The sequence below is a fragment of the Stenotrophomonas rhizophila genome (assembly GCF_003751305.1).
In the GTDB taxonomy this organism is placed as follows: Bacteria; Pseudomonadota; Gammaproteobacteria; order Xanthomonadales; family Xanthomonadaceae; genus Stenotrophomonas; species Stenotrophomonas rhizophila_B.
In genome coordinates this window covers 159,300-173,691 of record NZ_RJKV01000004.1, presented here as the reverse complement: position 1 = coordinate 173,691, position 14,392 = coordinate 159,300, and the positions used below count along the sequence as shown (strand labels likewise).

Sequence of the window (14,392 nt, the reverse complement as noted above, 5' to 3'; positions counted from 1 at the left end):
GCCGCGGCCGCATCATAACGCTGTGCGATGCCGTCAGGCCTGAATCCCCAACCGCGCGCGTACCTCATCAGCAACGCGCGTGGTCTCGCGCAGCGGCTCGATGCGGCCCTGCGTCTGCCAGTCCAGCCAGCGCGCCTGCAACCGGCCGCGTTCGCGCAGCGCGTGCTGGAAGTGCGCGAGTCGCCCGTGCGCCTGGTCGGCCAGGGCCACGGCGACCGGCATGCGCGTGGCACACGCTTCAGAGAGCAGGTTCACCGAATCCGGCGATACCACCACGCGGTTGGCCCAGCCGAGCAGCCCGGCATACGGGTTCACGCCATCGCCGCCATCGCCCCAGATCACATTCGGCACCTCGGCAAACGCGCTGCGCAGCGCGCCGACCAGGGCCGGTGGGGTACGTCGCGAGGTCGTGGCCAGCAGGCTGCCGCCTTCCTCGCGCAGCTGGGAAGCGAGCTGCTGGAACACCTGCACCATGTCCGGCTCATGCCACGGGGCATGCGGGGTCGGCCCGCCGACCAGCAGCGCGGTGCGTGGGCCAGGCAGGGCGCTGAACGCTGCAAAGGCGGCACGGCCGCAGGCCAGCCAGTCATCGTTGACCGGATTGAGGCTGCCGAGCAGGGTGAGCACGTTGCTGCCGCGCAGCCGGTCATGCTCAGGCACCACCAGCAGGTCCCAGTGGCGCGGGTTGAGGCGAGGGTCGAGGATCTGGACCACCTTGGTGCCACGGCGGCGCAGTTCGCGCAGCGCACCGGCCGCCTGGCGGCCACAACCGACGGCCAGCTCAGGGGCGTCGGTGGCCAAGGCTGCGAAAGCGTCACCATAACCATTGGCGGCACCGGGCAGCCACCGCGGGGCCAGCCAACGCCAGGGCGCGCGCGGGGTGAGCACCAGCGGACGATGCGCCCCCAGCTTCAATGCCGTGGCCAGGGCCACCGCCTGCCGCACATTGCCGGCACGGCCGTCAGTGATCGTCCAGGGCGGACTCCATCGTTTCACGTATGGCATTAATTCGTTTCAGTCAGGCTGGGTGTTGCAACTGTCGCGACACTCTACACTGCCAGCCTTCGCCGATCGCGCTGTCGCCCTGCCACGGTAGCCGATGCGCGAACGATTCCCCTTATTTCCGGAGGCTTCATGTCCCACGTCCTTGACGATGCTGCGCTCGATCAGTTGTTCCGTACCGCCCGCACCCAGAACGCCTTCCTTGATAAGCCGGTCGAGGACAGCCAGCTCAATGCGCTGTACGAGCTGCTGAAGTGGGGCCCGACTGCCGCCAACGGCAGCCCGGCGCGCTTCGTGTTCGTGAAATCCCCCGAAGCCAAGGCCAAGCTCGCCCCGGCCCTGTCCGAAGGCAACCACGACAAGACCCTGGCTGCCCCGGTCACGGTGATCGTCGCCTTCGACGAAGACTTCCACGAGAAGCTGCCGTTCCTGTTCCCGCATACCGATGCCAAGGCGTGGTTCGACGGCCCGCGTGAAGGCCGCACCGAAGGCGCATTCCGCAATGGCAGCCTGCAGGGCGCCTACCTGATCCTGGCCGCGCGCGCGCTGGGTCTGGATGCCGGCCCGATGTCCGGCTTCGACAACGCCAAGGTCGACGAAGCCTTCTTCAAGGGCACCGCGATCAAGTCGAATTTCCTCGTCAACCTGGGGTACGGTGACGCCTCGGGCCTGTTCCCGCGGCTGCCTCGCCTGTCCTTCGACGAAGCCGCCCGCATCGCATAAGCGTTACCGCCGGATCGTGGCCCGTCCGTGCGGATGGGCTGCGTGACCTTTGCTTTTTTTCCCTTCGATTCGAGAGAGACCTGCCATGACCATGACCCGCAAACTGCTGCTGCCGCTCGCCCTGACCCTGGCCATCGCCGCCTGCTCCAAGCCGGCCGACGAAGCCGCTGCTCCGGCCGCAGACGCGCCGGCCGCCACCGAAACCGCCGCCCCGGCTGCGGACGCTGCGGCTGCCGCCCCGGCCGCCGATGCGATCCAGATCGCCTCGGGCACCTACAAGCTCGACCCGACCCACACCGACGTGCTGGTCCAGTGGAGCCACTTCGGCTTCTCGCACCCGACCGCGCATTTCGGCAGCGCCGAAGGCACCCTGGTGTATGACGCGGCCGACGTGACCAAGTCGACCGTGGAAGTGAAGCTGCCGCTGACCGGCCTGAACAGCTTCACCGCCAAGTTCGACGAGCACCTGAAGAGCGCCGATTTCTTCGACGCCGCCAAGTTCCCGGCCGCCACCTTCAAGAGCACCAAGGTTGAGGCCAACGGCACCAACAAGCTGACCGTCACCGGCGACCTGACCATCAAGGACATCACCAAGCCGGTGACCCTGGATGTCACTATCAACGGCGGCGGCGAGCACCCGATGGCCAAGGTGCCGGCAGCGGGCTTCGATGCCACCACCACCATCAAGCGCAGCGATTTCGGCGTCGGCGCGTACGCCCCGAACGTAAGCGATGAAGTGAACATCCGCATCACCACCGAGGCCACTGGCGAAAAGCCGGCTGCCTGAGTTTCTCCTCACTCGTCGTGAGAAGGCAGAAAGCCCGCCAATTGGCGGGCTTTCTTTTTGTGCGGCTACCGGTCGATACCCGGTAGTGCCGGCCGCTGGCCGGCAACCAGGAATCCCGCCGAAGCGCAGCCACGCATGGCGTGGCTCTACCGTTGACGGGACCGGGGTAGATCCACGCCATGCGTGGATATCAGCGCGATCAACCCGCCGCCACCTGCGCGCTCACCTTGCCCAGCCACAGCGTGGTGAAATCGGTCGGCGTGCGCCGTGCCGGCGCGGTCAAGCCGCTCTCACGCAGGAACGCATGGGTGGCCTGTGCAAATGCCTGGCGGGCCAGCAGCGCGGCCTGCTTCACCGAGGCCTGCTGCTTGCGCAGCTGCACGATCTGCAGGCTCGGCTTACCGGGCATCGCGTACTTCTGGTAACGGCGAAGCTCATCGGCGACCAGGTCGATATCGATGTTCGCCTGCACCAGTGCCGCCTGCGCGCGGGCCAATGGCACCAGCGCGGTGCGCAGCTGGGCGATGTTCTCGCCCACGGAAGGCGCCAGCGCCGCCAGGGCGGCATCCAGCGCGGGATCGGCCCGCTCGGCGCGGTCGATCAGATCGGTCAGTGCCGAAAGAGGAGAGGCTTGCATGAAAGGCACCGGCACAAAACGCGATTGTCGCATTCGCGGCCGGTGCCCGTCGCGGGCTCAGTCGTCGTGATGCTCGCTGCCGTGCGCCTTCCAGTAGCCGGTCGAGCGGATCCAGTCCTTCGGCACGCCCAGGTGGCCCTCGATGTACTTGCGCATCATCCGGGCCCGGCGCGATTCGGCGGCGATCCAGTAGAAGGTGTCGCCGTCCGGTTCCTCGAAATCGGTCAGCACGTCTTCCAGCAGGGTGCTGGTGGCGGCGTCGAAGCCGTTGCGCTCCAGCCACGAGATGCGGATACGGTCGTCCTCCGGCAGCTCCTGGCGATCGCCGGATTCCGGAATCTCGATGTAGACATCGGCATTGGCGCCGTCCGGCAACGTCTCCAGCCAGCGGCCGATGGCCGGCAGCGCGGTTTCATCGCCGATCAGCACATAGGTGTCGAAGTCATCGGCGGTCATGTGCGAGCCACGCGGGCCGCCCACGGCGATCGCATCGCCCGGCTGCGCGTTGGCGGCCCAGGTCGAGGCCAGGCCGTCGCCGTGCATGACGAAATCCAGCGCCAGCTCGTGGGCCTCCAGATCCCACCAGCGCGGGGTGTAATCGCGCGAGGGAGAGGGCGTCTGCCCGTCCGGGTAGCGCGGGCCTTCCGGGGTCATCGTCGGGACCACGAACTGGCCCTCGGCGTTGGGGAAGAACAGTTTGACGTGGTCATCCGGCGAGGGCGAATCGAAGCCTTCCAGCGCCTCGCCCCCGACGATCACCCGGCGCATGCACGGGCTGATCTCCTCGGTGCGCAGCACCTGCAGCGGACGGAACTTCACGGTATGACGGAGCAGTCGGTTTTCATGCAGAGCCATGGGAATACCTGGATCAGTGCCGCAGCGCGGCGTTGAGAGAGAAGGACCTGGCGGGCGGTGGCTGGCTGGGTCTGAAACGAAGAAGGGAGGTCAGCGGCCCTGTGCACGGATCCGCGCGGCGGCCTCGCGCAGCGCCTCGGCCACGGCTGCGGCGTTGTCGTCCTGCCAGCGGCCATGGCACAGGCCCAGCGCGTGCTTGAGCTCGCGCAGCGCATCGCGCACGGGCGGCGGCAGGTTGGCCTTGGTGATCGTGCGCGCGCTGTCGCGTACCCGGTGCACCGCGGCATCGACCTCGTCGCGCTGTGCCTCCAGCTCGGCCTGGCCCAGCGCGCTGAGCGCGTACCGCTTGCGCCCACCGTCCTCGACCGCGCCGACCCAGCCGGCCGCCTCGAACTGCGCCAGCACCGGGTAGATCGAGCCGGCGCTGGGCGTGTAGACCCGCACGAACATGTCGCTGATCAGCTGGATCAGCTCATAGCCATGGCGCGGCTGGTCGGCGAGCAGGGACAGCACCAGCAGGCGCAGGTCGCCACGGCTGAGGGGCCGGGCAGTCAGCGGGCGGGCAGGGCGGTCGAGGTCGCGCGGAGAGGTCATTTCGATATATCGAATGCAGTGGCGGAACGATATATCGAAAACTCCGTTTCGACCAGCGCTCGCGCACGCATGGCAGGAATGCGTTCAGGTCAATTCCTGCTGTGACGGTGCGTGCTTGTGGTGGAACACTGCACAAGGTTGCCGACTCCCAACGGCACCGATGATCCACGCCGATGGGCGCTCCAACGCCATCGCTTCGCGCACGAACCGCGCCAATCGCCCGCGCCGCAGTGCCTGCGCTGTCCATCGGTGTCCTGCTGACGCGCCGGTGTCATCGCCGCCGGGCAGGCTGAAATGCAGCGTGGAACCTTCCGGCGCGGCCCTCGCGCTGTCGCCTGCTGTCCTTCCGGACACGCCCCGATGGTTCCATACGCAACCGTAGCGAAGTAAGCAAACCCCTTGGTGCGCTACACTTTGCGGCTAGAAATCTAAAACAGTCGCGCGCGTGCGTGCGGTCATGGGAGCGCAAATGAACTGGTTGAACGAGGTGCTGAACAACGACCCGAATCCTGTGGAAACCCAGGAATGGATCGAGTCGCTGAAGGCCGTTATTGATGTCGAGGGCCCCGAGCGCGCGCATCAGCTGTTGGAAGGCATGGTGGAACTGACCCGTCGTTCGGGTGCTTACCTGCCGTTCTCTCCCACCACCGAGTACGTGAACACCATCGCGCCGACCCTGGAGGCCAAGAGCCCGGGCAACGCCGAACTGGAATGGCGCATTCGTTCCATCATCCGCTGGAACGCGATGGCGACCGTCGTGCGCGCCAACCGCAAGCCGGGCGACCTGGGCGGCCACATCGCCTCCTTCGCCTCTGGCGCCACGCTGTATGACGTGGGCTTCAACCACTTCTGGCGCGCCCCGAGCGAAGACCACCCGGGCGACCTGCTCTTCATCCAGGGCCACAGCGCCCCGGGCATCTATGCGCGTTCCTTCCTGGAAGGCCGCATCGACGAAGCCCAGCTGGACAAGTTCCGCATGGAAGTGGACGGCGGTGGCCTCTCCAGCTACCCGCATCCGTGGCTGATGCCCGATTACTGGCAGACCCCGACCGTGTCGATGGGCCTGGGCCCGCTCGCCGCGATCTACCAGGCGCAGTTCCTGCGTTACCTGGAAAACCGTGGCCTGATCGAGAAGTCCGACCGCAAGGTGTGGTGCTTCATCGGCGACGGCGAGAGCGATGAGCCGGAAACCCTCGGCGCGATCGCGCTGGCCGGCCGCGAAGGCCTGGACAACCTGATCTTCGTGGTCAACTGCAACCTGCAGCGCCTCGACGGCCCGGTGCGTGGCAACGGCAAGATCATCCAGGAACTGGAAGGTGTCTTCCGTGGCGGCGGCTGGAATGTCATCAAGCTGCTGTGGGGCGGTTACTGGGATGCCCTGCTGGCCAAGGACACCAACGGCGTCCTGCGCAAGCTGATGATGGAAACCGTCGACGGCGAATACCAGAACTGCAAGGCCTTCGGTGGCGCGTATACCCGCGAGCATTTCTTCGGCAAATACCCGGAAACCGCTGCGATGGTCGCCGGCCTGTCCGACGACGATATCTGGCGCCTCAACCGCGGTGGCCACGATCCGCACAAGGTCTATGCCGCCTACCACCAGGCCGTGAACACCAAGGGCATGCCGACCGTGATCCTGGCCAAGACGGTGAAGGGCTATGGCATGGGCAGCGCGGGTGAAGCACTGAACCCGACCCACCAGACCAAGAAGCTGGACGACGATGCCGTCCGCCATTTCCGCGACCGCTTCAACATCCCGGTGACCGACGCACAGCTGGCCGATGGCCAGGTGCCGTTCTACCACCCGGGCCCGGATTCGCCGGAAGTGAAATACCTGCAGGAACGCCGTGCCGCCTTGGGTGGCTACCTGCCGCAGCGCCGCCGCAAGGCGACCAAGAGCTTCAACGCACCGAAGCTGGAAAGCTACGAGCGCCTGCTCAAGAGCAGTGGCGAGCGCAGCTACTCCACCACCATGGCCTTCGTGCAGAGCCTGAACATCACCCTGCGCGACAAGGAACTGGGCCCGCACATCGTGCCGATCGTGGCCGACGAAGCCCGTACCTTCGGCATGGAAGGCCTGTTCCGCCAGATCGGCATCTACGCCCCGTTCGGCCAGAAGTACAAGCCGGTCGATGCGGACCAGCTGATGTTCTACCGCGAAGACCAGAGCGGCCAGGTGCTGCAGCAGGGCATCAGCGAGCCGGGTGCGATCAGCTCCTGGATGGCCGCTGGTACCAGCTACTCGGTCAGCAACGTGCCGATGCTGCCGTTCTACATCTACTACTCGATGTTCGGCTTCCAGCGCGTGGGCGACATCGCCTGGCAGGCCGCGGACATGCGTACCCGTGGCTTCCTGCTCGGCGGCACCGCCGGCCGCACCACGCTGAACGGTGAAGGCCTGCAGCACGAAGATGGCTTCAGCCATATCGTCGCCGGTGGCATCCCGAACGTGCGCAGCTATGACCCGACCTTCGGCTTCGAAGTGACGGTGATCCTGCAGCACGGCACCAAGGCCATGATGGAAGATCAGATTGATGAGTACTACTACATCACCCTGATGAACGAAAACTACACCCACCCGGAAATGCCGGAAGGCGCGGCCGAAGGCATCGTCAAGGGCATGTACCTGCTCACCGACGCCGGCAAGCCGAAGAAGGGCGAGCTGCGCGTGCAGCTGCTGGGTTCGGGCACGATCCTGCGTGAAGCCATTGCTGCCGCCGAGCTGCTGGACAAGGACTTCGGCGTGACCGCCGATATCTGGAGCTGCCCGAGCATCAATGAACTGCGCCGCGATGGTTTCGATGCCGAGCGCTACAACCGCTTCCACCCGGAAGCCGAACCGCGCAAGGCGTATGTGACCGAGCTGCTGGAAGGCCGCCAGGGCCCGGCGATCGCCGCGACCGACTATGTGCGTGCGTATGCGGACCAGATCCGTGCGTTCGTGCCGATGTCGTACACGGTGCTGGGTACGGATGGCTTTGGTCGCTCGGATACCCGTGCGAACCTGCGTCGCTTCTTCGAGGTTGACCGGTACTACATCGCGCATGCCGCGATTGCGGCGCTGGCGAAGGAAGGGAAGATGACGGGTAAGGATGTGGCTCGGGCTATCAAGCAGTACAAGATTGATCCTGAGAAGGCTAATCCTGTCGGGGTTTGATTCGTAAGGAAATCTTGCTTGTTGAAGTAGAGGGAGGGCGGAAATGCCTTCCCTTTACTTTATGCGTAAAGTCAACAAGCTGACGACCTCTAAGAAACGGAGCTTCTAGGGATGGCAACAGCTAAGTTCAAGAGTGAAACCTCAGGCAGCCTCTCCCGCATGCAGCAACTTTATCGGGCGTGGATAGCAGGAATGAAATCTTTAGGGACGCAACCCGCCGAGGCCCCATTTCTAGCGCGTGTGCCCAGAAGAGTGGTTGCGTTCCGGCAAGCGGTGAGGCGACTACTTCGATTCGACGCCGATGCTGAGGTGGGATCGTTTGATCCACTCACACCGGCAAGATTGAATGGACGCAGCTACGATCGTTACAGGGCCGAGCTGCAGCGGGCACTTAGACTGCCAAAAGTGCGCAATATTGCTGTGACCGGCAGCTATGGCGCCGGCAAAAGCAGCTTTATTCAATCGTTTGCCGCTGATCATCCAGAGTATAACTTCTGCTTCGTTTCGCTCGCGACTTTCACGCAGGGGGCCGGCGAAAAAACCTACCCGTCGAGTGTCAATCAGGAACTAAACAAGGCTGAGAGCGCCGAAATCGATACTGCTGTCGAGCCAATAGAGCGGATCGAAGCATCGATTGTCCAGCAGCTCCTTTACTCGGTTAAGGACCGTAGCATCCCGCAGACGAGGCTGAAACGAATCAATCACGTCCACGCTGGCGTTGCTGCGCTGTACGCGGTATTCGGCGTTGCGGTAGGTGTAGCACTCATTCGAGTCTTCGGTCTACCAGCTTGCCTCGCCGGTGTGGCAAAGACCTTCCCAATTGCACAATTCTCGGACGCTGAACCCACGTTGTGCATACTGGTGCTGATTTTCGCCGCGGGCTTAACCGCGCAGCGCATCCTATCTTCTGTCCTCGGATTCCGTCTGCAGGGGATTACCGTCAAAGGCGTCACCTTGGCACACTCCAATGTTGCCTCAGTGCTGCACAAACAACTGGATGAGATCGTATATCTCTTCGAGCGGAACAAAAAAGATGTGGTCCTGATTGAGGACTTGGATCGCTTTCGAGATTCAAGCCCTTTCACAAGGCTGCGGGAGATCAACTTCATATTGAACTCATCTCCAAGTATTCGGCGGCCCATTCATTTCGTCTACATGATTCGAGATGACGTGTTCTCTGCTGCAGATCGTGTAAAGTTCTTTGATTATGTAATTCCGATCATATCAGTCATAAATACTGACAACTCAAAGCAGAAGATGTTGGACATGATGTCGGAAAGGGGGTGGGCGGAATCCGACAAGCCAAGTGCCGATCTGGTGGAGGCGGTTTCATATTACGTTGACGATATGCGTCAACTCGTCAATATACTAAACGAGTATGACCTTTTCCGTGATGTCGTAAGTCAACAGCAAAAGTTGAATGTCAATAAGATATTCTCTGCGGTCGTAACAAAGTGTCTCTTTCCGCGCGAGTATGCAGATCTCCTGAAGGGACGAGGGGAAATACACGGCCTGATAGGTGGCTACGCAGAATGGAGTGAGGAACGAGTTGGATTTTTGAGGGGCTCAATCGCAGAGCTCGAGGCAAAGGTCTCGGGCAATGCGTTCGCGTTAGCGAACTCTGAGCGCGAGCTTCGCGCCCTGCTTTGGATGGCTGCTTCAGATCGCTATCCATCCGAGCCATTGGAGGCCATAACGCCGCCGTCAGGCGTCAGGATGAGCTTTTCCGAGTTTGTTGCAAATGACTTGGTTGGAAGTCAAACCCACCAAAGCGATTATTTTGAGCTCCACTATCGGCTGTCGAACTATTCCGTCGAGTTTCACGAGCTTACGGGGCAAGGAAGCGGCTCAATAGGTGCGCGGCTGGCTGCGGCACGAGGGATTTCCAATGGGGCTTTGCAACAGCTTTCCGTCATGCGCCAAAAACTGGCGGCTGGGCGCTATGCAGCACTTTCGCAAGCTATCATTGACTCGGAATTTGTCAGCCACGTAGCAGCGAAAGCTAACAGGCTCTCACTTGGGCCTGTCGGCTACTTCATTGCAAATGGATTCTTGGGAGAGGATTACTTCGACTATTCCGGCCACTTCTACGCCGGGTCCGTATCGCTTTCCGATAAATCCGTAATACTGCGAGTTAAGTCCGGCGAGCTGGTGCCGGTCGACACGAGGGTGGACGAACCTCGCGAGGTACTTAAGCGACTAAACATCGGTGATCTCGGTGGCGGAAAGGGCATGATCTCTGCGCTTGTGCAGTATCTTTTTTCAGAACAGGTTTCTCCTGCGGACGCTATCAGCGAAAAGCTCACCGCAGTATATCGTGAGGCTGATCTTCACCCAGATCGTGCTTCCCATATCCTGCTTGATGGCATCTCGGGTGGTACGGTGGGCGAGCAGGTCGAATTTCTACTTGGCCAGCAGCCAGCAACACTGCTCGGTGCGCTGCAGGATGGTTTCCTGTGCGGAGAAAGTCCTTGGCGCGAGATGATCATTGGTCTCATTCTCTCAGGTTCAGGCTCCGACAAGCGAAACATTGGTGATGAGTTGTCGATGAAACTCTCGGAACTAGTGGAGAATATTTCGGATGGAGATGCATTTGCGGCCGCGGTCATCGACGAGAGCGTGGCTAGATCTTGGGTGATTGATAATGGTGCACGGATAGATCGGCTGCAGGGGCAGCCAACGCCCATGGCCGTCGAAACACTGCTGAGACTTGATATTCCGCGACTAAACCTTAACAACTTGGTAGCTCTTACCGCTCACAAGCGATCTGAGATCGGCTCGGTGGAAGGAAAATTCTCCATTGGGAGCCTAAAAGCTGCTACAGGTGCCTTGAAAGACTGGCTGATGGGCGCCCCCGCATCTCTACTGCGTGCCTTGTTTGAGCAGGAGGGAGAGATCATTGAAAGCGAGGCTGATGTGATGTGGGCACTCAGCGCTGTCGACGACGAGGCACTCAGGGTTCGAACAGTCGAGCGGCTTCGCTTTACGATGACTTCAATAGACAGTTTGGATAACAGTCTCTGGGTGCCATCCGCGAAGGCGTTAAACATCAAGGCGACGTGGAGCAACATTTCAAAGCTGGTCGCTGACGCATCCATTGAAGAGCTTGGGGCTGTCTGGACGGCAGTGCTCGACTCCGATGACTATCTCAGCTCCCTTTCGTCTGACGTAGAGTCCCTTGGTGACCTCGACGAGGAAGATGTCGATTTCATGCTGGCCAGTATGCTGAAGCTGCCCGAGGATGATATGACAAGAATGGCGCTCTTCTTGAGCGAGTCTGGGGCGTTTGGCCTTGCGTCGACTGGCTTTGATCCTGAGATCTCAGATAGGACGGTGCAGGCGCTGGCTGAGGCATTCTATGGTCAGTGGATGAATTGGCTTTTGGATAAGATCGCTGAAGTTGACTATGGTGTGGCCGTAAACTACCTAGCGTCTTGCGCGAATGATCCCGGATTCGGTCAATCGGAAAGAAAAATTGCTGCAGATCTTGCAGTGCGCGCCGCGCTTGAGATCCCGGGTCTTTCAGACCAGAAGTCGTTCGTCAGCACATGCTTCACTCGAGTCGACGATTGGAGTGCTGAGAGTGCTAAGCGAGCTTGTTGGATTCTTCAGGAATTGGCGGTGGCAGATCCTTCCTCTGCCGCAGATGTCCTCGCCGTCCTTGTGGGAGGTTCCCTTCTGTCCGTAGCGGATGTGGAATCATCCGCGGCATTGATCGCCGTGTTAGTCCCGCTCGCGCAATGGACGAAGGTGAAGGCAGCTTTGCTTGTAGCTAGCGGGGGTTTCTTCGTGCCGCTTCAACATGGTGAGGCTCTGCGCATCACGAACGGAGACTCAGAAAAGGCGCTGGCACATGCTCTGCACGCACGTGGCTTAATTAGGAAGGTTTCGAGTGGAGGTAGCCAGGTGGTTTTGAAGGCGACCGCCAAGTTCTGAAGGTGTTCCAGTGCGGATCGCGTACGTCGGCCCGCAATCACGATCTGAATCCCGCAATATTCACGGCTGCTAAGCTGCTCTAGCTATCGAGAGTCCATGACAATTACCGTTGCTGCATTGCGCGAACTTTCAATTTTTGATGAGCTTGCTGCCAAGGTGGTTACTGCAACCGATGTGGCGAGAGGCGCGTACGTCCTTACGAAGGACCAAGTGCGCGTACTCGCCGCTGCTGGTCGGAACCCACAGCACGATGAATCGTTCATGATCATGGTGGCATTCGATGCAGAGCTGAACGCTGCTGAAGCTTCCTACTATGAGGCTGCCCGAAGTACCCGGGCAAGCAGAAGACCTGAGCCTAGGATGGGGCGTGAGATCATCAGTGCTTGGATGAAGCTCGGCGACTGCGTGGCAATCGGAGGTATCGGGGCCGAGCTATATGCATTCAGGATGAGCGACTGTCCAGCGGACCTCGAAGAATTCATCAGTTCATTTGCCCCACTAATTCCGAAGCAGGTCGCGGCGCGGGCTAAGGTTACAGCGCCGGCGGAGCGGTGCGTGGTTCAACGGGTCACCTTCCTGCGGAACCCATGGGTTGTAGCGTCTGCGCTTTTGAGAGCTAACGGCGCATGTGAAATGCCAAACTGCGAAGAGACACTCATCATCCGCGACGATGGCAAGCCGTATCTAGAGGTTCATCATATCGACCCGTTGAGCAATGGCGGTCCGGACGTCCTTTCAAATGTCGCAGCCCTTTGCCCAAGATGTCATAGATTCCTCCACCATGGTCAAGGACGAGCCATCGCCTCTAGATCTTTGGTTGGCGCAATACGTAAAACGATTGTATGAGAATATCGTCAGCATTGGTGGAGGAGCCAAGTCCACAAATGGATTGACTTGTTTATTGCATGCTAGACGAAATGTCTGAGCTTGAGGAGAGTTGGCCGCTTCTCCGCCACTTCGGTTTCAAAGAACTCCTTGAATGAGATAACGTTCGAGTGGCCGCTATATGCTGCTTCCTTACTTGCTTTCAGTGACTCAGGAACAACGAGAGCGATGTCCGCCGTCTGCATCTCGTCCAGAGCTTGCTTGGAAACCCGATCGTCAACGGTTGCTAAGAAAATTGCACTGTTAAATCGCTCGTGAGTGATCTGCTTCCATCGTTCTCTGAGCGTCGTCTTGGCCGAGAGAATCAGCGCTTCCAAGTAGCCGCGCTCTGCACCCGGCAGCATCGCGGCCTTATCCGGTAGCACAAAGTCCGGTCGCCGTCCCCCCAAGATCGCCTGCTCCTCAAACTTTACACTGCCTGCTTGGAGCATTGCGGCCAAATGGTACTCGAAGGACCGCCCGGCCCGATTCTTGCGCTGCTGACTCGCGCTTAAGAAAATTCGGTCAAGATCGGGAAATCCACGAACGGCGGCTGACGTCATATCGGCATGACTTCTCAGCGTGGCGACGATCTCTACGGCGCGACGGCGAAGCTCGTAACCCTTGAAAATCTGAAACTCAAAGTCCCGACTGATGCGCATCACGGCATCGCCTGGGGCAACCATGTCAAACGGGTCGAGGCCGCGCGTGCCTGTCGACTTGAAGTAAGCGGCTCGCGCCTCCTCCGCAATCGCCGCAGGTGGCGGTAGGTTGCCTACCGAAGCGAGGAGCCGATCCAGCGTGCCATTGAGGATGGCCTCATTGATCCTTGCGATAAGTTCGTCCGACGCATCCCTGTCCAGCGCGCTGGCAGTAAGAAGTTGCGATGGATCGAAAATGTCGAAATGGAACTCCGCACTGATATCTAACGCGGTCTCAAGAAGCTCTGCGTCTTGGCTTGTGGAGTTGATTACGACAAACCAGTGGCGCGCATCAGTGACCGGATCCACGAGCCTTCCGCCCAGTAGCCAAGAGGCCGGGCTCAGTCCTCTAAACAGTTCGTGCGGTATGACCGTGAAATGGGTCTCTGACCCTTTGTTGCTGTAGTGACGCATGCCCGAGGCCTTCCGTTCTCCAGTCTGAGGCCAGAACGTCGGGAAGTCGCTTTGGAAGATGTGCGGCTTGTCATTGCGGACAGCGAGCGTCGGGAAGAACCCCGATTCACGGATGGTCCGGGGAATATAGAAGCCGGCTTGGTGCTTCCCCCTGTCGTCTGCCCACGATGTGTCATTGCGTGAGAGCTTCTTTAGGAACAGCTTCTCGCTACGCGCAACCCACTGTTCGATGAGTTCCCATTCACTCTCCTCAGAAGTATCTTGAAACACACCAGCCTCCGTACCGGATGATTTCAGCCTGTTGCGCGGATTCTCGCCGCTAGCTGATCAAAGAACAACTCGCGTTCAGTTTCCTTCGCGCCGCGCAGGGAGCACTCCCACACCAGCTCCACCTTCCAGCCAGACTCGCGCAACTGGGATTCAACGCGTGCATCGCGCCGCCTGTTCGAGTCGATCTTGGCGCTCCAGAACTCAGGGCGGGTCTGCGGAAGGCGATACAAGGGGCAGCTGTGGCCGTGCCAGAAGCAGCCATGCACGAACACTGCCGTTCTGTACTTGGGGAGGATTACATCCGGCTTGCCCGGCAGGCCAGCTCCACCAAGACGAAAGCGAAATCCCCTAGCGTGTAGTGCTTTGCGGACCAACACCTCCAATTTGGTGTTGGTACCGCGTATCCGCGACATCTGCGCGGAGCGCTGTTCCTGGGTGAGGCTGTCGACCAA

The 14,392-nt window shown here is 60.7% G+C and carries 11 protein-coding genes; 5 read left to right on the top strand and 6 right to left on the bottom strand.

Annotated elements, in window-relative coordinates; all coding sequences use genetic code 11:
• Nucleotides 1-33 precede the first annotated feature (33 nt).
• Nucleotides 34-1,005 (bottom strand): mitochondrial fission ELM1 family protein, encoded by a 972-nt coding sequence (locus EDF74_RS17730; RefSeq protein WP_123731342.1) that lies wholly within the window; start codon nt 1,003-1,005, stop codon nt 34-36.
• Between the two features lie 129 nt (nt 1,006-1,134).
• On the opposite strand from EDF74_RS17730, the gene EDF74_RS17725 reads away from it, so the two are divergent.
• Nucleotides 1,135-1,725, top strand: coding sequence for a malonic semialdehyde reductase (locus tag EDF74_RS17725; protein ID WP_123731341.1), 591 nt, complete (start codon nt 1,135-1,137; stop codon nt 1,723-1,725).
• A gap of 85 nt (nt 1,726-1,810) precedes the next feature.
• A complete protein-coding gene (locus EDF74_RS17720; RefSeq protein WP_123731340.1) occupies nt 1,811-2,512 on the top strand; it encodes a YceI family protein in 702 nt (233 codons plus the stop codon).
• Nucleotides 2,513-2,711: 199 nt separating this feature from the next.
• Here the strand turns inward: EDF74_RS17720 and EDF74_RS17715 are convergent, their stop codons facing one another.
• From EDF74_RS17715 to EDF74_RS17705, 3 genes are all read right to left on the bottom strand, one after another.
• A complete protein-coding gene (locus tag EDF74_RS17715; protein ID WP_123731339.1) occupies nt 2,712-3,149 on the bottom strand; it encodes a hypothetical protein in 438 nt (145 codons plus the stop codon).
• A gap of 57 nt (nt 3,150-3,206) precedes the next feature.
• Nucleotides 3,207-4,004, bottom strand: coding sequence for a siderophore-interacting protein (locus EDF74_RS17710; protein WP_123731338.1), 798 nt, complete (start codon nt 4,002-4,004; stop codon nt 3,207-3,209).
• A 90-nt stretch (nt 4,005-4,094) separates the two neighbouring features.
• A complete protein-coding gene (locus EDF74_RS17705) occupies nt 4,095-4,598 on the bottom strand; it encodes a PadR family transcriptional regulator (RefSeq protein WP_121042329.1) in 504 nt (167 codons plus the stop codon).
• Between the two features lie 469 nt (nt 4,599-5,067).
• Between EDF74_RS17705 and aceE the strand changes: the two genes are divergently transcribed.
• The 3 genes from aceE to EDF74_RS17690 all read left to right on the top strand — a co-directional run bounded on the left by aceE (nt 5,068) and on the right by EDF74_RS17690 (nt 12,537).
• Complete coding sequence (gene aceE / locus EDF74_RS17700) at nt 5,068-7,755, top strand: pyruvate dehydrogenase (acetyl-transferring), homodimeric type (protein ID WP_123731337.1); 2,688 nt, start codon at nt 5,068-5,070, stop codon at nt 7,753-7,755.
• Nucleotides 7,756-7,866: 111 nt separating this feature from the next.
• Nucleotides 7,867-11,691, top strand: coding sequence for a hypothetical protein (locus tag EDF74_RS17695; RefSeq protein ID WP_148045973.1), 3,825 nt, complete (start codon nt 7,867-7,869; stop codon nt 11,689-11,691).
• 96 nt (nt 11,692-11,787) lie between these two features.
• Nucleotides 11,788-12,537: an HNH endonuclease gene (locus EDF74_RS17690; RefSeq protein ID WP_123731335.1), complete on the top strand. Its 750-nt coding sequence runs from the start codon at nt 11,788-11,790 to the stop codon at nt 12,535-12,537.
• Nucleotides 12,538-12,599: 62 nt separating this feature from the next.
• Here EDF74_RS17690 and EDF74_RS17685 read toward each other — a convergent pair whose 3' ends face one another.
• Nucleotides 12,600-13,940 (bottom strand): type II restriction endonuclease, encoded by a 1,341-nt coding sequence (locus EDF74_RS17685; RefSeq protein ID WP_123731334.1) that lies wholly within the window; start codon nt 13,938-13,940, stop codon nt 12,600-12,602.
• Between the two features lie 23 nt (nt 13,941-13,963).
• A complete protein-coding gene (locus EDF74_RS17680) occupies nt 13,964-14,392 on the bottom strand; it encodes a very short patch repair endonuclease (protein WP_123731333.1) in 429 nt (142 codons plus the stop codon).

Coding starts and splice junctions, on each gene's coding strand:
- EDF74_RS17695 (WP_148045973.1), top strand. CDS start 7,867: ATGGCAACAGCTAAGTTCAAGAGTGAAACCTCAGGCAGCCTCTCCCGC.
- EDF74_RS17705 (WP_121042329.1), bottom strand. CDS start 4,598: ATGACCTCTCCGCGCGACCTCGACCGCCCTGCCCGCCCGCTGACTGCC.
- EDF74_RS17720 (WP_123731340.1), top strand. CDS start 1,811: ATGACCATGACCCGCAAACTGCTGCTGCCGCTCGCCCTGACCCTGGCC.
- aceE (WP_123731337.1), top strand. CDS start 5,068: ATGAACTGGTTGAACGAGGTGCTGAACAACGACCCGAATCCTGTGGAA.
- EDF74_RS17710 (WP_123731338.1), bottom strand. CDS start 4,004: ATGGCTCTGCATGAAAACCGACTGCTCCGTCATACCGTGAAGTTCCGT.
- EDF74_RS17730 (WP_123731342.1), bottom strand. CDS start 1,005: ATGCCATACGTGAAACGATGGAGTCCGCCCTGGACGATCACTGACGGC.
- EDF74_RS17725 (WP_123731341.1), top strand. CDS start 1,135: ATGTCCCACGTCCTTGACGATGCTGCGCTCGATCAGTTGTTCCGTACC.
- EDF74_RS17715 (WP_123731339.1), bottom strand. CDS start 3,149: ATGCAAGCCTCTCCTCTTTCGGCACTGACCGATCTGATCGACCGCGCC.
- EDF74_RS17690 (WP_123731335.1), top strand. CDS start 11,788: ATGACAATTACCGTTGCTGCATTGCGCGAACTTTCAATTTTTGATGAG.